Annotated in this window: 21 protein-coding genes; 19 read left to right on the top strand and 2 right to left on the bottom strand. The window is 65.0% G+C overall.

The features are described 5' to 3' along the window. Positions 1 to 22 precede the first annotated feature (22 nt). On the bottom strand, positions 23 to 1,210 hold the full coding sequence (locus tag XH93_RS33640) for an ABC transporter substrate-binding protein (protein WP_194470767.1): 1,188 nt from the start codon (positions 1,208 to 1,210) through the stop codon (positions 23 to 25). 266 nt (positions 1,211 to 1,476) lie between these two features. On the opposite strand from XH93_RS33640, the gene XH93_RS33635 reads away from it, so the two are divergent. The 6 genes from XH93_RS33635 to XH93_RS33610 all read left to right on the top strand — a co-directional run bounded on the left by XH93_RS33635 (position 1,477) and on the right by XH93_RS33610 (position 7,511). Continuing rightward, the gene (locus XH93_RS33635; protein ID WP_194470766.1) at positions 1,477 to 2,649 is read left to right on the top strand and encodes a phosphotransferase family protein; all 1,173 of its coding nucleotides are present in this window, start codon (positions 1,477 to 1,479) and stop codon (positions 2,647 to 2,649) included. A gap of 330 nt (positions 2,650 to 2,979) precedes the next feature. Continuing rightward, positions 2,980 to 3,837 (top strand): branched-chain amino acid ABC transporter permease, encoded by an 858-nt coding sequence (locus XH93_RS33630; RefSeq protein ID WP_139864308.1) that lies wholly within the window; start codon positions 2,980 to 2,982, stop codon positions 3,835 to 3,837. After that, positions 3,834 to 4,868, top strand: coding sequence for a branched-chain amino acid ABC transporter permease (locus tag XH93_RS33625; protein ID WP_194470765.1), 1,035 nt, complete (start codon positions 3,834 to 3,836; stop codon positions 4,866 to 4,868). Before XH93_RS33630 ends, XH93_RS33625 begins: the two co-directional genes overlap by 4 nt. A gap of 1 nt (position 4,869) precedes the next feature. Continuing rightward, positions 4,870 to 5,568: an ABC transporter ATP-binding protein gene (locus tag XH93_RS33620; protein ID WP_194470764.1), complete on the top strand. Its 699-nt coding sequence runs from the start codon at positions 4,870 to 4,872 to the stop codon at positions 5,566 to 5,568. Next, entirely contained in the window at positions 5,565 to 6,260 is a 696-nt protein-coding gene (locus XH93_RS33615; protein WP_194470763.1) for an ABC transporter ATP-binding protein, read from the top strand. The genes XH93_RS33620 and XH93_RS33615 overlap by 4 nt, the downstream gene beginning before the upstream one ends. Before the next feature lie 33 nt (positions 6,261 to 6,293). Then, positions 6,294 to 7,511 carry an ABC transporter substrate-binding protein gene (locus XH93_RS33610; protein ID WP_194470762.1) on the top strand — a complete coding sequence of 406 codons (1,218 nt, stop codon included), beginning with the start codon at positions 6,294 to 6,296 and terminating at the stop codon, positions 7,509 to 7,511. A 29-nt stretch (positions 7,512 to 7,540) separates the two neighbouring features. Here XH93_RS33610 and XH93_RS33605 read toward each other — a convergent pair whose 3' ends face one another. Next, positions 7,541 to 8,557, bottom strand: a complete 1,017-nt coding sequence (locus XH93_RS33605; protein WP_194470761.1) for a zinc-binding dehydrogenase — start codon at positions 8,555 to 8,557, stop codon at positions 7,541 to 7,543. A gap of 183 nt (positions 8,558 to 8,740) precedes the next feature. Here XH93_RS33605 and XH93_RS33600 point away from each other — a divergent pair, with 183 nt between their 5' ends. The 13 genes from XH93_RS33600 (at position 8,741) to XH93_RS33540 (ending at position 22,025) form a co-directional block, all read left to right on the top strand. Further along, on the top strand, positions 8,741 to 10,399 hold the full coding sequence (locus XH93_RS33600) for an AMP-binding protein (RefSeq protein WP_194470760.1): 1,659 nt from the start codon (positions 8,741 to 8,743) through the stop codon (positions 10,397 to 10,399). Next, entirely contained in the window at positions 10,396 to 11,157 is a 762-nt protein-coding gene (locus XH93_RS33595; RefSeq protein ID WP_194470759.1) for an SDR family NAD(P)-dependent oxidoreductase, read from the top strand. Before XH93_RS33600 ends, XH93_RS33595 begins: the two co-directional genes overlap by 4 nt. A gap of 10 nt (positions 11,158 to 11,167) precedes the next feature. Then, positions 11,168 to 11,953 (top strand): SDR family NAD(P)-dependent oxidoreductase, encoded by a 786-nt coding sequence (locus tag XH93_RS33590; protein ID WP_194470758.1) that lies wholly within the window; start codon positions 11,168 to 11,170, stop codon positions 11,951 to 11,953. A gap of 39 nt (positions 11,954 to 11,992) precedes the next feature. Further along, positions 11,993 to 13,237, top strand: coding sequence for an acyl-CoA dehydrogenase family protein (locus XH93_RS33585; protein ID WP_194470757.1), 1,245 nt, complete (start codon positions 11,993 to 11,995; stop codon positions 13,235 to 13,237). A gap of 5 nt (positions 13,238 to 13,242) precedes the next feature. Then, positions 13,243 to 14,283, top strand: a complete 1,041-nt coding sequence (locus XH93_RS33580) for a phosphotransferase family protein (protein WP_194470756.1) — start codon at positions 13,243 to 13,245, stop codon at positions 14,281 to 14,283. 20 nt (positions 14,284 to 14,303) lie between these two features. Beyond that, positions 14,304 to 14,966: a nitroreductase gene (locus XH93_RS33575; RefSeq protein ID WP_210340415.1), complete on the top strand. Its 663-nt coding sequence runs from the start codon at positions 14,304 to 14,306 to the stop codon at positions 14,964 to 14,966. A 98-nt stretch (positions 14,967 to 15,064) separates the two neighbouring features. Continuing rightward, positions 15,065 to 16,105: a CaiB/BaiF CoA-transferase family protein gene (locus tag XH93_RS33570; protein ID WP_305825957.1), complete on the top strand. Its 1,041-nt coding sequence runs from the start codon at positions 15,065 to 15,067 to the stop codon at positions 16,103 to 16,105. Positions 16,106 to 16,578: 473 nt separating this feature from the next. Beyond that, positions 16,579 to 17,838: a Rieske 2Fe-2S domain-containing protein gene (locus tag XH93_RS33565; protein WP_194470753.1), complete on the top strand. Its 1,260-nt coding sequence runs from the start codon at positions 16,579 to 16,581 to the stop codon at positions 17,836 to 17,838. Continuing rightward, positions 17,838 to 18,332: an aromatic-ring-hydroxylating dioxygenase subunit beta gene (locus tag XH93_RS33560; RefSeq protein ID WP_139485292.1), complete on the top strand. Its 495-nt coding sequence runs from the start codon at positions 17,838 to 17,840 to the stop codon at positions 18,330 to 18,332. Before XH93_RS33565 ends, XH93_RS33560 begins: the two co-directional genes overlap by 1 nt. Positions 18,333 to 18,347: 15 nt before the next feature. Further along, entirely contained in the window at positions 18,348 to 19,142 is a 795-nt protein-coding gene (locus XH93_RS33555; protein ID WP_194470752.1) for an enoyl-CoA hydratase/isomerase family protein, read from the top strand. Positions 19,143 to 19,145: 3 nt separating this feature from the next. After that, positions 19,146 to 19,898: an SDR family NAD(P)-dependent oxidoreductase gene (locus XH93_RS33550; protein WP_194470751.1), complete on the top strand. Its 753-nt coding sequence runs from the start codon at positions 19,146 to 19,148 to the stop codon at positions 19,896 to 19,898. Between the two features lies 1 nt (position 19,899). Then, a complete protein-coding gene (locus XH93_RS33545) occupies positions 19,900 to 20,832 on the top strand; it encodes an alpha/beta hydrolase (RefSeq protein WP_194470750.1) in 933 nt (310 codons plus the stop codon). After that, the gene (locus XH93_RS33540) at positions 20,832 to 22,025 is read left to right on the top strand and encodes an acyl-CoA dehydrogenase family protein (protein WP_210340414.1); all 1,194 of its coding nucleotides are present in this window, start codon (positions 20,832 to 20,834) and stop codon (positions 22,023 to 22,025) included. The genes XH93_RS33545 and XH93_RS33540 overlap by 1 nt, the downstream gene beginning before the upstream one ends. The last annotated feature ends 1,031 nt before the right edge of the window (positions 22,026 to 23,056 follow it).

Raw genomic sequence — 23,056 nt, 5'->3', positions numbered from 1 at the left:
GCCCGGCAGGCACGGCGCGGCGCTACTCTTCGAGAAGCTTCCATGAGTTCTTCTCGAAGATCGCCATGCGCAATGTGCGGTAAGGAGCGAAATTTTCCTTTGAATTGGAGAGCTCGATTCCCGGCAGCAGCATGCCGACCCGCTCCTTGTTGAAGCTCGTGGCCTGGGCCAGCAGGTTCTCGCGCGTCAGGTTGTCGCCGCATCGCTGCAGGCCCTTGGCGATGGCCTGCGCATTGATGTAGCCAGACAGCGCGATGAAATCGTTGGGGCTGTCATTCGGTGCCCACTTCTTCATGAAGGCGATGTAGTCCTTCACCTCCTGGTCGTCGGCCCAGGCCGGGTCGCTGGCCTGCTTGGTGAACTGGGTCGTGTAGGCACCCTGGACGTTCTCCAGGCCGGCCGGCATCAGCACGCCCTGGATCGAGTTGACGGGGCTGGCGAGGAACTGCGCCGGCTTCCAGTTCACTTCGTTGGCCTTCTTGATCGCCTGTGCGGCAAACTTGGGCGTCGCGAAATAAACGATCGTGTCCGCGCCGGAGGCCTTGAGCTTGAGAACCTCTGAATCGACGGTCGGATAGCTCAGCTCATAGGACGCCTCCGCCACGATCTTGGCGGCGCTATCCGCGCCCAGGCCCGACTTGAAGCCGGTCAGATAGTCCTTGCCGTAATCGTCATTCTGATAGAGCACCGCGATCTTCGCGCTGGGCAGCTTCCGGGCGATGAATTTGCCGAAGGTCGCCCCCTCCATCTCGAACGGCGGATAGAACGGCACGGTCCAGGGGAAATTCTGCGGATCGTTGAAACGGCGGCCGCCGGCCGAGATGAACACCTGCGGCACCTTGTTCTGGTTCAGATATTTCTGAACGGCGACGTTGGGGACGGTGCCGACGGTTCCGACCTCGGCAAGGACGCCGTCGTCGTCGACCAGCTTGCGGGTCTGCTCGATCGCCTTTGGCGGGCTGAATGCATTGTCGAGCGAGATCAGGTTGACCTTCCGGCCATTGATGCCGCCGCTCTCATTCAGCATCTGAAAATAGCCGGTCATGACGCGGCCATAGCTGGAAAAGGCGGAAGCGGGCCCGCTATAGGGAACGGTCTGGCCGATCTTGATCTCGGTGTCGGAGACGCCCGGGCCGTACTGCTTCTCGGCAGCACCAGCCACGCTGCCGAAAACAAGTGCGGAAACGCCGACCAGTATCGGAATCCTCATGTTCTCTCCCATGTCGTTCCGGTTATGTGTTCTGACTGCATAATAAGTACACACATGTACCATATATTATCAAACGAAATATGCGGAGAGCGTCGCGACGAAATTTCCCGCCGGGCACCGGTTGCTACGAGAGGCCCAATTCCGGTGATCGCGTAATGCGGCGCAGCCATGCCTTGAACGCGGTCCGAATTATGCTAAAGATGGTACAGAAGTGTACTAATTATGCTGAGCGGCGATATTGATCGCCGACGGAACAGGGAGGGACCATGGCTGCTTCGGGTGCGACGGCACTGGCTGCGCTGAAAATTGGCGGACGGGTGGCCTTCGAGCGCCTGACGCGGCCGAAGGCCCGCCGGGCGGAGGATGTTCCGTGCTCGCCCGGGGCCATTACGCCGGAATGGCTGACCGCCGTGCTCTGCCAGAAAACGCCCGGCGCTATCGTCACCGGCGTCGTGGTGAAGCCTGCGAGCGCGGGGACCCATGAGCGCCATCAGTTGATCGTCAGCTACAATGATGCCGGCGAGCGCGCCGGCCTGCCGCGATCGATGTTCACGAAGTCGCTGCCCAGCGTCGTCACGCGGATGATCGGCGGCTTCAACGGCACCGCGCGGGTCGAGGGCCGCTTCTACATGCAGTTGCGGCCGCAGCTCGAGATCGAGGCGCCGATCGGCTATCACGCGGCATTCGATCGCCAGACCTACGCCTCGATTCTTCTTCTTGAAGACATGGTCGCGACCAAATCGTCGACCTTTTGCAACTACAAGACCTACGTCGATCGCGAGATGGCGGAAGACATGGTCGATGTCCTGGCCGCGCTGCATGCACAGTTCTACGGCAATGGTGAGCTGGCGGCGCGCTATCCGTGGGTCGCCAGCTATCCGCGATGGTTTACTATCGGCGCGGAGAAGATGAGCCTCGAGCATTACACGCGCAAGGCGTTCGACGCCGCCGCGCATGTCATCCCAAAGAGCGTGCTGGCGCAGCGCGACGCGGTCTGGCCAGCCGCCATGCAAGCCCTTGTTGTCCATGACAGCGAGCCGCAGGGTCTGATCCACTCCGACGTGCATATCGGCAACTGGTACCGCACCGGAGCCGGCAAGATGGGCCTGTGCGATTGGCAATGCCTTGCCCGCGGTCACTGGTCGCGCGACTTTTCCTATGCGGTGACCGCGGCGCTCACGCCGGACGATCGCCGCAAGTGGGAGAAGGATCTGCTGCTCCGCTATCTCGACCGCTTCGGCGCCTTGACGGGGACCAAGCCGGATTTCGACCGGAGCTTCCTCAACTACCGACAGCAGATGGTGCACGCGCTCCTGATGTGGACGATCACCTTGTGCCATTCGCCGCTGTTGCCGGCCATGCAGTCCGAAGCGACGACGCTGGCGATGATGGAGCGGATCTCCACCGCGATGGCGGATCTCGACGCGCTGCGCAGTTGATCGGGCGTCCGACGTCGGGTCGCCGATGCCCCGAACCAAAAGCTTCGCAAACATGGCGCGGCGATGCGCGAGATGCCGCAGCGCGCCGTCCAGATTAGGATTTGCGGCGAACACCAGTATATGATAAGCCAGTGTACTAATCGGGCAATGAACTCGAGATCGTCCGACAGGACGGGGAAGTGCTGAAGGCCGGCGCCAGGCGCGATCGACATCCGCCGTGGACGCCGAGCAATGGCGGGAGGGACCTTTGCGAGGTCAAGCGCGCAGACTGGCGGCGCATCGGACGGTCGTGTGCCGTCGTGCCGGGCGCCGCGGCGGGAGATCGCGGTCGTGATCGCGCTGCTGATCGCGAATTCGCTGGCGCTGGCGTCGCTGCTGATCATGCTCTCCAGCGGGCTCGCCCTGATCTATGGCCTGCGCGACGTCATCAATTTCGGGCATGGCGCGATCTACATGCTCGGCGCCTATCTCGGCTACACGATCGCGCTCGTCGGCGGGTTCTGGCTCGCACTGCTGCTCGTTCCGATCCTGCTGGCGCTGCTCGGGATCGCATTCGAGTATCTGGCGCTGCGGCCGCTACAGCGCCGCTCGCATATCGAGGTGGCGCTGGTCACGCTGGGCCTCGGTATCATCCTCGGCCAGATCATCATCTACATCTACGGCGGCGAAGCCCGCAGCGTCGATGCGCCAAAAATCCTGTCGGGCTCCGTGACCGTGCTGCATCTGTCCTATCCGGTCTATCGTCTGTTCCTGATCGTGATGGGGCTCGGCTCCTGCGTGTTGCTGGCGCTGTGGCTTCGCTACACCTCGTCGGGGCTTTACGTGCGCGCGGTCAGCCAGGACCCGTCGGTGGCGCGCATGATGGGCATCAATGCCGATCGCCTGAGCCTGCTCGTGACTAGCCTCAGCACGGCGTTCGCCGGCATCGCCGGCGTGCTGGCCGGGCCGTATCTGTCGGTCGATCCCGGAATGGACGTCGTGATGATCGTGAACTGCCTGATCATCGTGGTGATCGGCGGCACCGGCAGCATCGGCGGCGCGATCATCGCGGCGTTGCTGTTCGGCTTCGTTCAGGTGGCGGGATCGGTATTCCTACCCAATCTTGCGGCGCTCGTACCTTACATCCTGCTGATGGTCGTGCTTCTGATCGCACCGGGCGGAATCGGACGTGGGAGGGTGCTGAATTGAGCAACGGCACCATGACCGACGATCTGCGTGCACCTGCGACGGCAACCGTCGGCGGTCCGCTCTCGCGGCTTTCGCTCGGTATTGTCGTCGGACTGATCGGGCTTGGTGCGGGTGCGATCGTCCCGACCTATCTGGCCAGCGATTTCGTGCTCCGCCTCGGCAGCGAAGGCCTGCTGCTGGGTCTGCTCGCACTCAGCGTCGCCTTTCTGATGAACCAGGCCGGACTCGTGGCGCTCGGCGCGGCCAGCATCTATGGCGGCGCCGGATATCTGTTCGCGATCGGCATGAGTGACTGGGGCCTGACGCCGACCGTCGCGTTGTGCGTCGCGTTCGTGATCCTGCTCGCCTATGCCGCGATCCTTGGGGCGCTGATCGTCCGGACCAAGCCGCTTGCCTTCATGATGCTGACGCTCGCCGCCGGCGAGATGATCAGCCATGCGGTGCTGCTCGAGGGATTGCGCGACTATACCGGAGGCGCGGACGGACTGGTGGTTCGGGTCAATGGATCGGTCCTCGGCGTCGACGCGGTTCGCTTTACCGACCCGGCACAGTTCTGGTCATTCGCCTGGATCACGACCGTGCTGGTCGGGCTGGCGTTATGGGCGATCGCGCGGTCCCGCCTCGGTGCGGTGCTCCGCGCCATCAGGGAGAACGAGGAGCGCATGCGCTTCTCGGGCTTCAACACCTTCCTGCCGCGGCTGATCGGATACGTGCTTGTCAATGTCGTGGCCGCGGTCGCCGGCTTCCTGCATGTGCTCAATGCCGGTTTCGTTTCGCCGGAGAGCCTTGGGCTATTCGTCAGCACCAACACGCTGGTCGCCGCGTTGATCGGTGGCATCGCCGGTTCGCTCGGCCCGATTCTTGGCGGGCTGATCTTTTCCTTTGCGCAGGACGAGTTCGGTGCGCGCGGTCTCACGCAGCTTCTCACTGGTGTTGCCATCGTCCTGTTCATCGTCGTGTTCCCGCGGGGTGTCGTCGGCGGCCTCTCGAGCCTGTCCAGACGGCTCGGCTGGCGGCGGGAGGCGTCCTGACATGCTCGCGATCGAACAACTATCGGTGAGCTATGGCTCGGTGCGGGCCTTGACTGATGTCGATCTCGAGATCCGCGGCGAGGGCCTGCTGCACGGCATCATCGGCCCGAACGGTGCCGGCAAGTCCACCTTGCTCGATGCGATCTGCGGCCGACGGCGCCCCAGTTCCGGCCGCGTTCGCTATTGCGGCGAGGACATCACGCGACGGTCGATCAGCTGGCGGCGCCGGCAGGGCATGGCGCGGTCGTTCCAGCGCACCAGCATCTTCCAGGACCTGACCGTGCACGAGCAGCTCAAGCTGGTTGCGCAGCATCTCGGCGACGACAGGCTCGACGACGTCATCGAGGTCATGGATCTCGGCAGCTATCTCCAGCAGAAGGCAGGGCGCATCGCCTATGGCGTGCAGCGCCGAATCGACGTTGCGCTGGCCCTGATCGGCCGTCCGCGCCTCCTGTTGATGGATGAGCCGGGCGCCGGCCTGTCGGCAACTGAGACGTTGCGCCTGTTCCAGCATGTGCGCGACCTCGTCCGCGAGCGCAGGATTGCCGCCGTCGTGGTCGAGCACGACGTCGATGCGGTGTTTGCCTGCTGCGACATGGTCACCGTGCTCGATCTTGGCCGCCACCTCGCGACGGGGGCTCCGGACGTCATCCGGGCCGACCATCGTGTCATTGCGGCATATCTGGGGACGGCGGCATGAGCGCGCTGCGCATCCAATCGCTGTTTGCCGGCTATGGCGCGTCGACCGTGCTGCGCGGCATTGACCTCACGGTCGAGGAAGGCGAGTCGGTGGCGCTGGTCGGCCGCAACGGCGCCGGCAAGTCCACACTGCTGCTCTCCGTGTTTCGCGAGACGAATATTCTGTCGGGCGAGATCTGGGTTCGCGACCGTAGAATCGACGCCCTGCCGGGTTACACGGCAGCCAAGCTCGGTGTCTCGATCGCACCGCAGGGACGTCGCATCCTGCCGAACCTCACGGTCAGGGAGAACCTGCTGCTGGGCAGGTCGACCGGCAGGGTCGGGCATTGGACGCTGAAGACCGTCTACGAATTGTTCCCCGTGCTTGAGGAGCGCGCCGATCGGCTGGGCACGATGCTGAGCGGCGGCCAGCAGCAGATGCTGGCGATCGGCCGCGCGCTGATGGCCAATCCAAGCCTCATTCTGCTCGATGAGCCCTCGGAAGGTCTCTCGCCCGTGCTGATCGACGGGTTGGTCGACACTCTCAACAGCATCCGCAGGGCAGGAACAGGCGTGCTTGTGGTCGAGCAGCATCTCAATCTGGTCAGGCGTGCCACCGATCGGTTCGTCATTCTGGCAAAGGGCGAGGTGGTTGGCTCTGGCGCGATCGGGACCATCGGCGCGCCGGAGAACCAGGCGCTCATGGCGCTCTAGCGGAACATCGGGATAAACGGAGGAGGGAGGAAAATGAAAAGATCACCCATGGGTTCGGCTCTCGGCGTGTTGCGCGCGGCAGCCATCGGCGCGGCAATTGTCTTGGGCGCCACGACCGCAGCCTGGGCCGAGGATACGGTCAAGATCGGCGTTCTCCTGATCGACAGCGGACCGCTCGCCGGCTTGAAGGATACCCAGGTCAAGGCCGTCAACCTCGCGATCGAGCAGATCAACGCCGCCGGCGGCGCGGCGGGCAAGAAGCTGGAAGCGACCTTCATCTCCTACCCCGGCACGCCCGATACCGCGGTGGACGGCGCCACCCGCGCGGTCCAGAAGGACGGGGCGATGTTCATCACCGGCATGGATACATCTGCCGTCACGCCCGCGCTGCAGGCCAAGCTGCCGGCGCTGAAAGCCCTGATGCTGGAGGTGATGGCCAATGCCGACGGGCTGACCGGAAAGAACTGCTCGCCGAACTATTTTCGCGTCAACGCCAACGACTCCATGATCATGGGGACGTTCAGGGAATTCCTGAAGGATCAGGGCATCAAGAAGTGGGACATCCTCGCGGTCGACTATGCCGCCGGGCGCGACTCCGCCGACAAGTTCAAGGCGCTGGTGACGTCGCAGGGCGGAACGATCGGAAAAACCCTGTTTTCGCCCAACGGGACGCCGGATTTCGGGACCAAGATTTCCGAGCTCGGTGCGGATCCGGCTGAAGGCCTGTTCGTGACGATCTTCGGCAGCGACGCGATCAATCTCGCCAAGCAGCAGCAGCAGTTCGGCCTGTTCAAGAAGTACAAGATGGTGCTCGGCAATTCCTTCGTGATCCCGCAGACGCTGCCGGCGCAAGGCGAGACCGTGCTCGGCGTCTACCAGAATATCGGCTTCGTGGCCGGCTTCCCCGGCGCGCAGGCCGAAGCCTTCGTGAAGGCGTACAAGGAGAAATACAACGGCGAACTGCCGCCCTACACCAGCGCCGATCAATACGCGGCCATCCAGCTGATGGCTGCAGCGCTCAAGAAGGCGAACTCGACCGATATCAACGCGGTTCGCGCGGCGCTGTCCGGCCTCAAGACCGAAACGGTCCTCGGCGACGTCGAGATCCGCGCGGGCGACCATCAGACCGCGCGGCGGATGGCGATCAGCCAGATCGTGATGGGTCCGGAGGGCAAGCCGGCCTACCAGATCAAGAAGATCGAGCCGGGGGCGGACATCATTCCGCCGGTCGATCCCGCCTGCAAGATGTGACGCTGATCCGGCTCGCTCGTGGCGCGGAGTTAAGCCACGAGCGACACCTTGCCGAACTGCGCCCCTGAGGCGAGACGCGCGAGGGCCGCAGGAGCGTCGGCCATCTTGAACGTCGAGTCGATCACCGGCCGGACCAAACCGCGATTGAACACGTCGAGCAACTGCCGGAACTCCGCGACGCTGCCGCCGGTCGAGCCGTAGATCTCGAGCTGGCGGATGAAGACGCGTTGCAGATCGGCCGGCGGGTTGGAGCCCGTGGTGGCACCGCAGGTCACCAGCCGGCCGCCGCGGCGCAGAGAGCGCAGCGATTCACCCCAGCTCGCTTCGCCGACGCTGTCGATCACCATGTCGACGCCGCCGCTCATCTGCTGGATCGCGGCCGAAACCTTGTCGTGCCGATAATTGACGCCGCCGTCCGCCCCCAGCGCAATGGCCCTGGCGATCTTCTCGTCGCTGGAGGAGGTGACGAACACGCGGGCGCCGACCAGCTTTGCGAGCTGCAGGCAGGCGACCGCGACGCCGCCACCGATGCCGACGATCATGACGCTCTCGCCCGGCTGCAACGCGCGCTTGCCGAACAGCATCCGCCACGCGGTGAGATGGCCGGTCATCAGGGCGCCTGCGGCCGCCAAATCCGCATCGTCAGGCAGCGGAAAGAAGCAGCTGTTCGGCATCGCGATGTATTCTGCGAAGCCGCCATGGCGATGTTCGCCCATGATCCTGACGTTCTCGCAGAGCGGCTGGTCGCCGGCCAGGCAGTAGCGGCATTGGCCGCAGAACGCCTCGGAGAACAGGACCGCCTTCATGCCCGGCCTCAAGCCGCTGCCGGGCGCGGCCTCGGAGACCTCGCCGGCGGCCTCGACCCCCATCACCTGCGGCAAGGTGTGGGTAATGCCGCCGCCATTGTCGCGCATGTAGAGATCGACGCGATTGACCGAGGAGGCCGCGACCTTGAGCACCGACTCGCCTGCGGTGGGAACAGGATCGGGGAAATCGCGCCAGGACACGCCGTCCGGCCCGCGTCGTTGCAGAACTGCCGCCTTCATGACCGCCTCCCGTTTTTTGATCGCACTGCAAAACTAATGCACTAGCTCACCAAGCGTATCCGGCCTGGGCCGCAGAGCGCCGTGATTGCCGACGAATTTAGTATTGCAGTTCACTTCAAATATAATACACTAGCGAACTAACATGCCGTCAAGGGCATCGATCAATCCCATGGAGGCAACGTCATGAGCGAGAATCGTTTCGATCCCGTGGCGCATGCGCGCGCGATGCGCGCCAGCGGATTTTGGGTCGACAAGAGTTTTGACGAATTCCTGCAGCAGACGATCGCCGCGACGCCCGACAAGCTCGCCTTGATGGCGGATCGCGCCGATCGCGACACGCCGAAGCGCCTGACCTACGCCGAGCTGGGCGACATGATCTCGCGCGCGGCGGCTTCGCTGCGCCGGCTCGGCATCGGTTCGGGCGACGTGGTGTCGGTCCAACTGCCGAACTGGTGGGAATTCGCCGTGATTGCGCTCGCGGCGTTCCGGGTCGGCGCGGTGGTCAATCCGCTGATGCCGATTTTCCGCGAGCACGAACTGAAATACATGCTCGGCTTTGCCGAGACCAAGCTGCTGGTGGTGCCAAGACTGTTCCGCGGCTTCGATCACGAGGCAATGGCGCGCTCGCTACAGCCGGCGCTGCCGAAGCTCGCGCACGTCATCGTGGTCGACGGTGAAGGACCCAGCGGCTTCGACCAAGCCCTGCTGTCCGGCAGCGAGCGTCTCGGTCCGCCCCCGCTTGGCGAGATCGGCGCGCTGCCGGCCGACCGGATGGCTGTGCTGATGTTCACGTCGGGAACCACCGGTTCGCCGAAGGGCGTCATGCACTGCCTTAATACGCTGATGGGCTGCTGTATCGGACTTGCCGGACGCTTCGGCCTCGACGCCGGCGATACCATGCTGGTGTGCTCGCCGCTCGGCCACATGACCGGCTTTGCCGCCGGCATGCTGCTCGGCCTGAAGATCGGCGCCACCGTGATCTTCCAGGACATCTGGGAGCCCAAGCGCGGCGTCTCGATCATGGCCAAGGAAGGCGTCACCTATTCCGCCGGCGCCGCCACGTTCCTGGCCGACATGTGCGAGGCTGTCGCCGCGGGCGCGGCGAAGCCGGCCGAGCTACGCAAGTTCCTTTGCGCGGGCGCGCCGATTCCGCCCGCGCTGATCGATCGCGCCTATCGGGAGCTCGACCTCAAGGTCTGCTCGTTGTGGGGCATGACCGAGTCGCTCGCGAGCACGCTGACCGAGCCGGAGCGGGCGCTGGAAAAATCGTCGAAGACCGACGGGCGTCCGGTCGAAGGCGTTGCGGTCAAGGTGTTGCGCATGGACGGCTCGCCGGCTGCGGTCGGTGAGCGGGGGCTGCTCAAGGTCCGCGGCGCGCAGATGTTCCTCGGCTACTACAAGCGCGACGACATGGAGCCGTTCGATGCCGACGGCTGGTTCGACACCGGCGACATGGCCTACATGGACGACGAGGGCTACATCCGGATCGACGGCCGCATCAAGGACATCATCATCCGCGGCGGCGAAAATGTCCCGGTTTTCGATATCGAAAACCTGATGTTCAAGCTTCCTTCCGTGTTGTCGGTCGCCATCGTCGGCTATCCGGATCCGCGGCTCGGAGAACGAGCCTGCGCCTTCGTCGTCCTGCGTCCCGGCACGACGCTCGATCTCGCCGGCGTGCAGGCGCATATGGCCGAGCACAAGGTCGCCAAGCAGTACTGGCCCGAACGCCTCGAGATCGTCGCCGACCTGCCGAAGACGCCGGCCGGCAAGGTGCAAAAGTATCAGCTTCGCGAAATCGCCAAGGCGTTCGCCGAGCCTGCCCAAAAGGCCAGCGCATGAACGCACGTTTGCAGGACCGCGTCTGCGTCGTCACGGGAGCAGCGCGCGGAATTGGCTTCTCCATTGCCGAGCGCTTCGGCCGCGAGGGCGGGCGTCTCGCCTGTGTCGACATCAGCGCGAAGCGGCTGGAGCCGGCGGTCGGCCGGCTGAAAGACATGGGATTCGAGACCAGGGGATATGAGGTCGACATCGGCCGGCGCGACGATGTGCTCGCGTTGTTCGAACGTGTCGAGCGCGAGTTCGCCGCGCCGGTCGCTGCGCTCGTCAACAATGCCGTGTTCGCGCGCTTCGAGCCGCTGGCGCAGATCGCGGTCGAGACCGTGGAACGGATGTTTGCGGTCGGCGTGCATGGGTTGATCTGGTCGACGCAGGCCGTCGTGCCGCAGATGGAGCGGCGCGGCGGTGGCTCGATCGTCAATCTCAGCTCGGTGTCGGCGTTTCATCCGGCCAAGGACTCCATTGCCTATTCCGCGCTGAAGGCCGGCGTCGTCGGGCTGTCGCGGGCTTCCGCGATCGAGCTCGCGGCCAAGAAGATCCGCGTCAACGTGATCGCACCGGGCATGATCGGAACGCCGGCCTCGATCGCGCAGTTCGACGAAGCGACGATCGCGACGCGTCAGGCCGAGATGCCCGCCGGGCGGTTCGGTCAGCCCGAGGAGATCGCGGCGCTCGCGGCGTTCCTTGCCAGCGACGACGCCAGCTACATCCAGGGCGCGGTCATCACCGCCGACGGCGGTTGGACGGTTCCTGCACAATAGGAGAAGGCGCATGAAGCGGCTCGAAGGCAAGCGCGCGGTTGTCACCGGCGGTGGAAGCGGGATCGGGCGCGCCAGCGCCATTCGCTTTGCGCGTGAAGGCGCGTCCGTTCTAGTGGTCGGCCGCGCCGGCAATACCGAGGAGACCGCATCGACGATTCGGGGCGAGGGTGGCGTCGCTTCTGCCATGATCACGGACGCCGCGGTCGAGGAGAACGTGGCCGCGATCGTTTCGCGATGTGTGTCCGAGTTCGGCGGGCTGGAGGTCTTCTTCGCCAATATCGGGGTCACCGGGACCAATACGCCGTTACTGGAACAAACCGTGGAGGAATGGTCCGAGGTCTATCGCATCAACACGATCAGTTGCTTCCTCGCCATCAAATACGCCGGTCGCCGCATGACCGCGCAGGGCTATGGTTCGATCATCCTGACCTCGTCCGCGGCGTCGCTGCGCGCCAACGCGGGTGCGATCTCTTACAGCGCAAGCAAGGCCGCGGTGAACAATCTGGCGCAGACCGCCGCCAATGCCTTCGCTGGCACCGGCGTGCGCGTCAATGCGGTGCTGCCCGGCCTCGTCGAGACGCAGCTGACCCGCAAAGTGTTCGAGGATGCTCGCGCGCGAGGCATCGAATCCAAGCTCGGGCACGTCACGCCGCTGAAGCGCCCCGGGCGCTCCGAGGAGATTGCGGCTGCGGCGGCGTTCCTGGCGAGCGACGATTCCTCCTATGTCGATGGTCAGTTGCTGTCGGTCGATGGCGGCGTCAGCAGCACCCATCCCTATGGCCGGATCGCGCTCTAGCAGGGCGGGCAGCTCAACAAGAACAAAGGAAAATGTGCCATGGATTTCGAACTCCCGAAGGAGATCACCGACAAGCTCGCCGAGCTCGACGCGTTCATCGAGGCGGAGATCAAGCCGCTCGAGCGCGACAACATCCAGTTCTTCGATCATCGCCGCGAGAACGCCCGCACCGACTGGGACAATGACGGCCGGCCGCGCGACGAATGGCGGGCGGTGATCGGCGAGATGGAGCGCCGTGCCGACAAGGCCGGGCATCTGCGCTACGGCCTGCCGAAATCATGCGGCGGGCAGGGCGCCTCGAATCTCGCGATCGCAGCGATCCGCGAGCATCTGGCGGCCAAGGGCCTCGGCCTGCACAACGATCTGCAGGACGAATCCTCGATCGTCGGCAATTTTCCGATCATCCCGGCGCTCGCCGATTATGGGACCGCGGAGCAGAAAACCTATATCGAGGGTATCATCACCGGAAAGAAGCATCTCTCGTTCGGCTTGACCGAGCCGGGGCATGGCAGCGACGCGATCTGGCTCGAGACCACCGGCGTGCGCGACGGCAATCACTGGGTCATCAACGGCCGCAAGCGCTGGAACAGCCAGGTGGCCCGCGCGCACGCCAATCTGGTGTTCGCGCGCACCTCGGGCAAGCCGGGTGAGGCCAAGGGCATCACGGCGTTCATCGTGCCGACCAATACGCCCGGCCACAACGTGCTCTACAATCACTGGACCTTCAACATGCCGAGCGATCACGCGGAGACGGAGCTCGTCAATGTGCGGGTGCCCGACAGCGCGATCCTGCACCGCGAGGGCGAAGGCCTCGTCGTCGCGCAACGTTTCGTGCACGAGAACCGCATTCGCCAGGCCGCGGCCAGCGCCGGCGCCGCGCGCTATTGCATCCAGGAGGCCGTCAAATACGCGAGATCGCGGGTCGCGTTCGGCGAGCCGCTTGCCAAGAAGCAGGCGGTTCAGTTCCCGCTGGTCGAGCTCTGGGCCGACTATCAGTTGCTGCGCAACTTCATCTTCCGCACCGCATGGCAGATGGATCGCCAGAACCCGCTGACCATTAGCGACATGGTGTCGATCTGTAACTTCCGCGCCAACCGGCTCTGTTGCGAGGCCGCGGACCGCGCCATGCAGGTGCATGGCGGCATGGGCTACAGCCGCGCCATGCCGTTCGAGCACATCTATCGCCATCACCGCCGCTACCGCATCACGGAGGGAACCGAGGAGGTGCAGATGCGGCGAGTCGCGCAATATCTGTTCGGCTTCAGCGGCAAGAGCGCGAGCTGATTGCAATGAACGGACAGGCGAGCGACGGCGATGTGGATTTCGACCTTCGTCGGCTCGACGCATACCTGAAGGACTGGCTCGGCGGCAGCGCCGAGACGCGCGTGACGCGGACCAGCGGCGGGATGTCGAATCCCACCTATTTCGTGACGCGCGGCGATTGGCAGGCGGTTCTGCGCAAGCAGCCGAACAATGTTCTGATGCCGTCGGCTCACGCGATCGACCGCGAATATCGGGTCCTTAGGGCCCTGCAGCAAAGTGCCGTTCCGACGCCGACGCCCTATCGCTATTGCGAAGAGCGTGAGGTGCTAGGAACGCCGTTCTATCTCATGGAATGGCTGAAGGGACGTGTCATCTACGATTACGCGCTACCCGGGCTGGCGCCGGAGGAGCGCGCGGCCTGCTATCGGTCCATGAGTGAAACACTGGCCGCGCTCCACCGGCTCGACTATCGCGCGCTCGGACTCGGCGATTTCGGCAAGCCCGGGAACTATTTCGCCCGCCAGCTCAATCGCTGGTCCAGGCTGTGGGCCGAGTATCGCCGCGGCGACGACGACAATCCGGAGCTCGACCGGATGGTACGGTGGCTGTCGGCGCGCGTGCCCGAAAGCGATAGCCTTGCGCTATGCCACGGGGACTTCCGGATGGCGAATCTCGTGTTTCATCCGACCGAACCGCACGTCATCGGCGTGCTCGATTGGGAGCTGTCGACCTTGGGCCATCCGCTGGTCGATCTCGCGTTCAACACCCAGGCCTGGCGCATGGCGCCCGACGAAAACGGCGGCTTGCTCGGTCTGCCGCTCGAGCAGATGGGAATACCAAGCGAACACGACTATCTCGGCCGCTATTACGACTGCGCGGCGGCGACCGAACGGCTGACGGTGTTTCATCAGGTCTTCGCGATGTTCCGCGGTGCGGTCGGTAGCGCCGGCGTCGCGGCCCGCGGCGAACTCGGCAACAACACGCTACCTGATGCCGCGAATGTGGGGCGCCGGCTCGCGCGTGCCTATGCGACGCGGGGCATGGCCTTGATCGAGGGTGAGCCATGAACATGTCGGAGCGCCCCGCGATGAGTGTCGATGAGGCGATCCGCAGGCGCCGTTCGGTGCGTGGATTCCTTTCGTGCGAAGTGCCTGACCCGATCCTTCGCGAGGCTTTTGCGCTGGCGCAGTGGGCGCCGTCGAATTGCAACGTGCAACCATGGGTCCCTCACGTCGTGTCGGGCGAGACGCTCTCGCGGCTTCGAGAGGCGCTGGTGGCCGCGGGCATGCGCGATGAGCCGATCAAGCCGGACTGGCCGGCCGACGGCAAGTTCACCGGGGTCTATCGGGAACGGCAGGTCGGCGCGGCGCAGGCGCTCTATGGCGCGATGGGTGTGGCGCGGAGCGATCGGGTTGGACGCAAGCTGGCCTATGTTCGTAACCACGCATTCTTCGATGCGCCCCATGCCGTCTTCATCTTCATGCCCGCGCCGTTCGATACGCGTGAAGCGACCGATATCGGCATGTATGCGCAAACCCTGATGCTGGCGCTCACCGCCCGCGGCATCGCCTCCTGCGCGCAAGGCGCGCTCGGATTGTTTCCTGATATTGTCCGCGAGCAGCTCGGAATTCCCCACAGTCAGAAACTGCTGTTCGGCATCTCGTTCGGCTACGAGGACCTCGACGTCAAGGCCAACGCGGCGCGCGTCGACCGGTCCCCGATCGAGGACGTTGTGCGTTTTCACCGCTGAGGTTTCCGATCAGAGGAGATGCCGTCTTGACCGGACCGTTGCACGGCTTTCGTATCGTCGAAATGGGCGGAATTGGCCCAGCTCCCTTTGCCGGTGCGTTGCTCGGCGATCTCGGCGCCGACGTTCTGCGGATCGATCGCCTTCCCCGGCAAGGCGTCGAGCCGGAACTGCCGGCGCAGTTCGATTTCTACAACCGCAACAAGCGTTCGGTCGCGCTCGATCTCAAGCAGCCGCAGGGCGTCGCGACGGTGCTACAGCTCGTCGCGCAGGCCGACGCGCTGATCGAGGGTTTCCGGCCTTCGGTGATGGAGCGGCTCGGGCTTGGGCCAGATCCTTGCCATGCCATCAACCCGCGTCTGGTGTATGCACGCATGACCGGCTGGGGGCAGCAAGGTCCGATGTCGCAGGAGGCGGGCCATGACATCAACTACCTCGCGCTGACCGGCGCGTTGCATTGCCTGGGTGAGGCGGACCGTCCGCCGCCGCCACCGCTCAATCTCGTTGCCGATCTCGGCGGCGGCGCGCTCTATCTGACCGTCGGCCTGCTTGCGGCAGCCTTGGAAGCGCGGCAATCGGGCAAAGGGCAAACGATCGACGTTGCCATGATCGACGGCGTGACGCATCTGATGTCGGCGTTCCAGGCGTTCCGTCAGCAGGGCAGTTGGACCGAGCAGCGCGCCGATAACATCGTCGATGGCGGCGCTCCCTTCTATGGCAGCTATGCGACCAAGGACGGCAGGTTCATTGCCGTCGGCGCGATCGAACCGCACTTCTATGCCAATCTGTTGAAAGTGATGGGGCTGAGGCCAGAGGAACTCCCGAACCAGAACGAGCGCGCATCCTGGCCGCAGACGCGCCGGCGCTTTGCCGAAATATTCGCCGGCCGCACGCGCGACGAATGGGTCGCGGCTGCGATGGGGCGCGACGCCTGTCTCGCGCCGGTATTGACGATCGACGAGGCCCCTTCGCATCCGCAGATGAAGGCGCGAGACGCCTACACCATGTTCGACGGCGTACGTCACCCGAGCCCCGCGCCGCGGTTTTCACGTACGCCGTCCGAGCTTCACACGCCACCGCCGTCACCGGGGCGCGACAACCGTCAGGCCCTCGCCGATTGGGGCATTTCGCCGGAGCCCTAAAGCGCGATGAGATCGGGTCGAATCGTCATCGCGCTTTAGCTCTTTGTTTGAGCATGATCTTTTCGGAAAACCGCTTCACACTTTTCCGGATCATGCTTTAGCTGCTTTAGCTACTGCGCGCCGACAATGCGGCGACGGATCGCGAATTCCGCGATCTCGTCATTTCGCGCGTTGAGGTTCATTGGCTCAAGGTCGAAATTCCCGGGAGCGCGCGACGACCCAATTCGTCTTCGATTTCATCGGAAGTCATGCCCGCGGGTCCGGTGGGAATGAGCGAAGCCGAAGCACAGCATTTTCCCGCCATAACAGCTGGCCTGAATTCCCGTCAGCCAATCTGACGCGAGTTCCAGCCTCAACATGGCACTTGCAGAATGGAAAGAGGATGCTATTATTTAAACGGTCGTTCGGATTATTATTGTAGAAGCCGGCAGCAGAGCGGCGGGACGATGGTCGAGCCGCGGGAGGTCCTGGAAATGAACGTCATGCCGCGCACGTCGCAGTGGAGCGAGTTGATCCGGCCCGACCGGGTGCACGGCTCGCTGTACACGGATCCCGCGATCTTCGAGGCCGAGCTGCAGAACATCTGGTACCGCACCTGGGTCTATGTCGGTCACGAGACCGAGGTGCCCAACGCCAACGACTACGTGGTCAAATCGATCGGCCCGCAGTCGGTCATCATGACCCGCGACGAGCAGGGCAGGATCAATCTGCTGCTCAACCGCTGCTCGCACCGCGGCAACCAGGTCTGTTCCTACGACCGCGGCAATGCGCGCTCCTTCACCTGTCCGTTCCACTCCTGGACGTTTGCCAATGATGGCAGGCTGGTCGGCTATGCCTTTCCGGATGGTTATGAGGGGCAGGACAAAGCCGATCTCGCGCTCGGGCGGGTGACGCGGGTCGAGTCCTATCGCGGCTTTGTGTTCGGCTCGTTCGCAGCCGATGGACCGACGCTGAAGGAGCATCTCGGCGGCGCCGCCGAGACCATCGATCGGCTGGTGCGGACCTCGCCGGAGGGCGAGATCGAGATCACGGCGGGCTTCCTCAAGCATCGCGTCAAGGCGAACTGGAAGTTCATCCTCGAGAACGAGTGCGACGGCTATCACCCGGCCTTCGTGCACACCTCGATCTTCGGCGTCGCCGACAGCATGATCGGCAAACTCTATGGCGGCGCATCGAGCGCGCTGACGCGGGACTACGGCAGCGGCCACACCGAAATCGATCTGCGGCCCGAGTTCCGCAAGCGCGATCAACCGATGAGCTGGTTCGGCACCAGCGAGGAGCGGCTGCCGGACTATACCGCGCGGATGAAGGCCGCCTATGGCGACACCGCCGCACGCCAGATCATGATCGACGGCACGCCGCATGTGATGATCTTCCCGAACCTGTTCATCGCCGAGATCCAGATGTTCGTGATCCAGCCGCTCGGCGTCGACGACAGCGTCCAGCACGTCACCGCCCTGCAGTTCAAGGGCGCGCCGGACCTCAATCGCCGCCTGCGCCAGCAGACCATGGGTTCGGTCGGCCCGGCCGGCTTCCTGCTCGCCGACGATTCCGAGATGTATGAGCGCTGCCACCGCGGCGTGCTGGCGCGCAATCCGGAATGGATCTTCCTCGGCCGCGGCGAGAAACGCGAGCGCCGCGACGAGCTCGGCTTCACGGTCGGTCACGTCACCGACGAGGTGCCGTCGCGCGGCATCTGGCGCCACTATCGCAAGCTGATGGAGCCCGCCTGATGCTGTCGCGCGAGAGCAACGCCACGCTGATGGGCGCCGTCACCGCGTTCCTCTATCGCGAGGCGCGGCTGCAGGACGAGCACCAATACGAGGCCTGGGAAAAGCTCTGGACCGACGACGGCGTCTACTGGGTGCCGGCCAACGGCGCCGATATCGATCCGGAACGGCAGATGTCGATCATCTACGACAATCGCTCGCGGATCGCGTTGCGGGTCCGGCAACTGATGACCGGCAAGCATTTCACCCAGACGCCGCAATCGAACCTGCGCCGGCTGGTCTCCAACATCGAGCTGATGGACGAGCAGGCGGGCGGCGACATTTCGGTGGCCAGCAACAGCCTGATCTTCGAATCCAGCCTGCGCGACGACACGCTGTGGGCCGCGCGCAATGAATATCGCCTGCGCCACGTCGATGGTGAGCTGCGGATGGCCTACAAGAAGGTCGTGCTCGTCAACAACGACAAGGCAATCTACACGCTGTCATTCCTGGTCTAGGAAAGGTCTGCCGCGATGATCGACAAGGGCCCCGTTCTGCTCGACGTCACCGACGGTATCGCGCGGTTGCGGCTCAATCGCCCCGATGCCGCCAACGGCATGAGCGTCGAGCTGCTGAGCGCGCTGTGCGACGCCATCATGGCCTGCCACGGCCACCCCGATCTGCGCGTCGTGCTGCTGAGCGGCGAGGGTACCAACTTCTGCGCCGGCGGCGACGTGCGTGCCTTTGCATCCAAGGGCGAGAAGCTGCCCGACTACATCCGCCAGGCCACAGCCCATCTGCAGAATGCGGTGACCGGCATGCTGCGGCTCGAAGCGCCGGTGATCGCATCGGTGCAGGGCTTTGCGGCCGGCGGCGGCGGGTTTGGACTGGTCTGCGCTTCCGATATTGTGATCGCAGCGGAATCCGCAAAGTTCCTGGCTGGCGCGACGCGGGTGGCGATGGCGCCGGATGCCGGCGTTTCCGTGACGCTGTCGCGGCTGGTCGGCTTGCGGCGTGCGATGTCGATCCTGCTGACCAACCCGGTGATTTCGGCGGCCGATGCGCTGCAGATGGGAATCGTCACCAAGGTCGTTCCGGATGCCGAGCTCGGCGAGGCATCGCTGGCGCTGGCGCGTGAGCTGGCGGCCGGTGCGCCGAAGGCGCTCGCGGCCACCAAGCGCTTGGTCTGGGCCGGCACCGGCACCAGCATCGAGCAATGCCTGTCGGAAGAGGCGCGCACCGTCGCCGAACTCTCCGGCATGGCCGATGCGCGCGAGGGCCTTGCTGCCGTCGTCGAACGGCGCAAGCCGGTGTTCAGGGGGCGTTGAGGCGTGGCCGGCTCCTTGCCATTCGGGCGCCTCGACGGCCGCCGCGCCTTCGTGAGCGGTGGTGCGCGCGGCATCGGGGCTGCAATCGTGCGCAGCTTTGCCGGCGCGGGCGCCCGCGTCGTGATCGCCGATCTCGACATTGCAGCAGCGACGGCGCTTGCGGACGAAGTGGGGGCGGCTGCCGCCGGGCTCGACGTCAGCGATGCGGTCGCGGTCCCAGCCGTGATGGCGCAGGACGGCCCGTTCGATATCCTGGTCAACAATGCCGGCGTCGACCAGCACGCCTTCTTCACCGACACCACCGCGGACGACTGGGCGCGGCTTATCGCTGTGAACCTCACCTCGGTGCTCGCCTGCACCCAGGCTGCGCTGCCGGCGATGCAGAAGGCTCGCTTCGGCCGCATCATCAACATCACGTCGGAAGCGGCGCGGCTCGGCTCCAGGGGCGGCTCGGTCTATTCGGCTGCCAAGGGCGGCGTGATCGCCTTCACCAAGAGCATCGCGCGGGAGAACGCGCGCTACGGCATCACGGTAAATGCGATCGCGCCGGGACCGATCCGCACACCGATGCTGGAGCAGGCGGTGGCGAAGGGCGGAGAGAAGATACTGCAGGCGATGACCGGAGCGACGCTGCTCGGCCGGCTCGGCGAACCCGAGGAGGTGGCCGCTGCCGCGCGGTTCCTGGCCTCGGACCAGGCCGCCTACATCACCGGTGAAACGCTCGGCGTGTCCGGCGGCATGGGGATCGGTGGCTGAGATGGCAGATCCGGCCGACGATATCGAACTGACGCCGGTCGATCGCGCGACCGAGCGCCTGCGCGCGATCTATCGCAACTGGAATCGCGACACGTCGGTGGCGCAGATGCGCAGCGATTGGGACGCGGCGTTCGCCGGCTGCTCGGTCGCCGTGCAGTGCCGTCAGGTGTCCGCCGACGGCGTCGATGCCGAATGGATCGCGCCGCCCGCTGCGCCGCACGACAAGGCGATCCTCTACTTTCATGGCGGCGGCTTCCGGATCGGCTCGGTGGCCTCGCATCGCGATTTGATCGCGCGGCTCGCGGAGGCCGCGGGCTGCCGGGTGCTGGCGATCGACTATCGCCTGGCGCCGGAGCATCGCTTTCCCGCGGCGCTGGAGGATGCGCAGACCGCGTATCGATACCTCCGCGACCAGGGCCTGCGGCCAGCCGATATCGCGTTCGCGGGCGACTCCGCCGGCGGCAATCTCGTGCTTGCCGCTATGGTGGCGGCGCGCGACGCCGGCGATCCGCTGCCGGCTGCGGCCGTGCTGATGTCGCCCTGGACCGATCTTGCCGCGACCGGCGCCAGCTACCAAAGCCGCGCTGCCGCCGATCCGATTCACCAGCGCGCCATGATCCTGGCGCTGGCGAAAAACTACCTCGGCGCCGGCGGCGACCCGCGCCATCCGCTGGCGTCTCCGCTCTATGCCGATCTCGCCGGCCTGCCGCCGTTGTTCATTCAGGCCGGTGACCGCGAGACCGTGCGCGACGATGCCACGGTGCTCGCCGCCAAAGCGAAAGCTGCCGGCGTCGACGTCGAGCTCGAGGTCTGGGACGGCATGATCCACGTGTTCCAGATGTTTCCCGAGATCCCGGAGGCGCGCGAGGCGATCTCACGTCTTGCGGCGTTTCTGCGTCAGCAGCTTCACATCAGGGCCGAGAGGGCGCCATAATGAACGTCATGACGTCGGATCCGCGCCAGCTCACCGAGACCGCATTCCGCTTCGCGGAGCAGCCGAACCTGCCTGAGGAACTGCGGATGCTGCGCGAGCAGGTGCGTCGCTTCGTCGAGAAGGAGGTGATCCCGCACGGCGAGGCCTGGGAGCGCGACGGCAAGATTCCGCGCGAGATCTTCCGCCGCATGGGTGCGCTCGGCTTTCTCGGCATGCGTCATGAGGCCGAATATGGCGGCACCGATATGGGACCGCTGGCCTCGATGGTGTTTGCGGAAGAACTCGGGCGCTCGAGCTTCGGCGGCTTTACGTCTTCGACACTGGTGCACACTGACATGTCCGCGGTGCACATCACGCTCCGCGGCACGCCGGAGCAGAAGCGGAAATATCTGCCGGCGATCATCCGCGGCGAGACGATCTGCTCGATCGCGGTGACCGAGCCGGACGCCGGCTCCGATGTTGCCGGGCTGAAGACCCGCGCGACGCGTGACGGCGATGGCTGGGTGATCAACGGCTCAAAAATGTTCATCACCAACGCGGTCTATGGCGACATCCTGATCGTCGCGGCGCGGACCGATCCGCAGGCCAAGGGCAGCCGCGGCATCTCGCTGTTCATCGTCGAACGCAACACGCCCGGCATATCCGCAACCAAGCTCGACAAGCACGGCTGGCTCTGCTCCGACACCGCCGAGATCGCCTTCCAGGATGTCCGCGTGCCCGCCGACAGCCTGCTCGGCGAGGAGAACAAGGGTTTTTACGGCATCATGGAGACCTTCCAGAACGAGCGCATCTGCATCGGCGGCATCTGCGCCGGCGAGTCCGCCAAGGCGATCGAGCTGACCACGAATTATGTGAAGACCCGGCAGGCGTTCGGTGGCCCACTCTGGAACCAGCAGGGCGTGCGGTTGAAGCTGGCGCAGCTTGCGGCCAAAGCCGCCGCCGCGCGTCAGCTCGCCTATCACGCCGCCGAACTCGCCGCGGCCGGACAGGACTGCCTGCGCGAAGTATCGATGGTGAAGGCGCTGTCGCCGGAAGTGCTGCACGAGGTCGTACATGGCTGCCTGCAACTGCACGGCGGCAGCGGCTTCATGCGGGGAACGCCGATCGAGCGCATGGTCCGCGACGCCCGCGTCCTGACCATCGGCGGCGGTGCCACCGAGGTAATGCTGGAGGAAGTGGCGAAGCGGATGTGAGCGGAACTTTTCGCCCCGCTTGCCCGTCGCAGGGGGGCATGGTCAAAATGCCGAAAAACAACCCCATGCAAAGTAGCCGGCCGGTGGCAACCGGCGCTCCGACATGGCGCTTGACACGTCGGGCAACTCACCGGTATTCTTCCAAAATGCAGAAATTGTGCTGATGCTCCTGAACACGGCTTGACCGGGGGACCCAGTACGCCGCGGCCTATCGGTCGATCACTGCCGCCCCTGGAATGCTGGATCGCCCGGTCAAGCCGGGCGATGACGGCGGAGTTGCCGCACAAGCAAGGGCGCGCAGCATACGCAGTGTCGTCCGCCGGCTTGACCGGGGGACCCAGTACGCCGCGGCCTATGGTCGATCACTGCTGCCTCTGGAATACTGGATCGCCCGGTCGAGCCGGGCGATGACGGCGGAGTTTGCCGCACGAGCAAGGGCGCGCCGCATACGCAGTGTCGTCCCCCGGCTTGACCGGGGACCCAGTACGCCGCGGCCTATCGGTCGATCACTGCCGCCTCTGGAATGCTGGATCGCCCGGTCAAGCCGGGCGATGACGGCGGAGTTTGCCGCACAAGCAAGGGCGCGCCGCATACGCAGTGTCGTCCCACGGCTTGACCGGGGACCCAGTACGCCGCGGCCTATCGGTCGATCACTGCCGCCTCTGGAATACCGGATCGCCCGGTCGAGCCGGGCGATGACAGCGGAGTTTGCCGCAAAGGGCGCGCCGCATACGCAGTGTCGTCCCCCGGCTTGACCGGGGACCCAGTACGCCGCGGCCTATCGGTCGATCACTGCCGCCTCTGGAATACTGGATCGACCGGTCAAGCCGGGCGATGACGGCGGAGTTTGCCGCACAAGCAAGGGCGCGCCGCATACGCAGTGTCGTCCCCCGGCTTGACCGGGGGACCCAGTACGCCGCGGCCTATCGGTCGATCACTGCCGCCTCTGGAATACTGGATCGCCCGGTCGAGCCGGGCGATGACGGCGGATTTGCCGCACGAGCAAGGGCGCGCCGCATACGCAGTGTCGT

This window comes from Bradyrhizobium sp. CCBAU 51753 (genome assembly GCF_015291565.1).
Lineage (GTDB): Bacteria > Pseudomonadota > Alphaproteobacteria > Rhizobiales > Xanthobacteraceae > Bradyrhizobium > Bradyrhizobium ivorense.
Note: the sequence above shows the minus strand (reverse complement) of the source record. Positions and strands in the feature narration are given on the sequence as shown.

Coding starts and splice junctions, on each gene's coding strand:
- XH93_RS33640 (WP_194470767.1), bottom strand. CDS start 1,210: ATGAGGATTCCGATACTGGTCGGCGTTTCCGCACTTGTTTTCGGCAGC.
- XH93_RS33635 (WP_194470766.1), top strand. CDS start 1,477: ATGGCTGCTTCGGGTGCGACGGCACTGGCTGCGCTGAAAATTGGCGGA.
- XH93_RS33620 (WP_194470764.1), top strand. CDS start 4,870: ATGCTCGCGATCGAACAACTATCGGTGAGCTATGGCTCGGTGCGGGCC.
- XH93_RS33615 (WP_194470763.1), top strand. CDS start 5,565: ATGAGCGCGCTGCGCATCCAATCGCTGTTTGCCGGCTATGGCGCGTCG.
- XH93_RS33610 (WP_194470762.1), top strand. CDS start 6,294: ATGAAAAGATCACCCATGGGTTCGGCTCTCGGCGTGTTGCGCGCGGCA.
- XH93_RS33605 (WP_194470761.1), bottom strand. CDS start 8,557: ATGAAGGCGGCAGTTCTGCAACGACGCGGGCCGGACGGCGTGTCCTGG.
- XH93_RS33600 (WP_194470760.1), top strand. CDS start 8,741: ATGAGCGAGAATCGTTTCGATCCCGTGGCGCATGCGCGCGCGATGCGC.
- XH93_RS33595 (WP_194470759.1), top strand. CDS start 10,396: ATGAACGCACGTTTGCAGGACCGCGTCTGCGTCGTCACGGGAGCAGCG.
- XH93_RS33590 (WP_194470758.1), top strand. CDS start 11,168: ATGAAGCGGCTCGAAGGCAAGCGCGCGGTTGTCACCGGCGGTGGAAGC.
- XH93_RS33585 (WP_194470757.1), top strand. CDS start 11,993: ATGGATTTCGAACTCCCGAAGGAGATCACCGACAAGCTCGCCGAGCTC.
- XH93_RS33580 (WP_194470756.1), top strand. CDS start 13,243: ATGAACGGACAGGCGAGCGACGGCGATGTGGATTTCGACCTTCGTCGG.
- XH93_RS33575 (WP_210340415.1), top strand. CDS start 14,304: ATGAGTGTCGATGAGGCGATCCGCAGGCGCCGTTCGGTGCGTGGATTC.
- XH93_RS33565 (WP_194470753.1), top strand. CDS start 16,579: ATGAACGTCATGCCGCGCACGTCGCAGTGGAGCGAGTTGATCCGGCCC.
- XH93_RS33560 (WP_139485292.1), top strand. CDS start 17,838: ATGCTGTCGCGCGAGAGCAACGCCACGCTGATGGGCGCCGTCACCGCG.
- XH93_RS33555 (WP_194470752.1), top strand. CDS start 18,348: ATGATCGACAAGGGCCCCGTTCTGCTCGACGTCACCGACGGTATCGCG.
- XH93_RS33545 (WP_194470750.1), top strand. CDS start 19,900: ATGGCAGATCCGGCCGACGATATCGAACTGACGCCGGTCGATCGCGCG.
- XH93_RS33540 (WP_210340414.1), top strand. CDS start 20,832: ATGAACGTCATGACGTCGGATCCGCGCCAGCTCACCGAGACCGCATTC.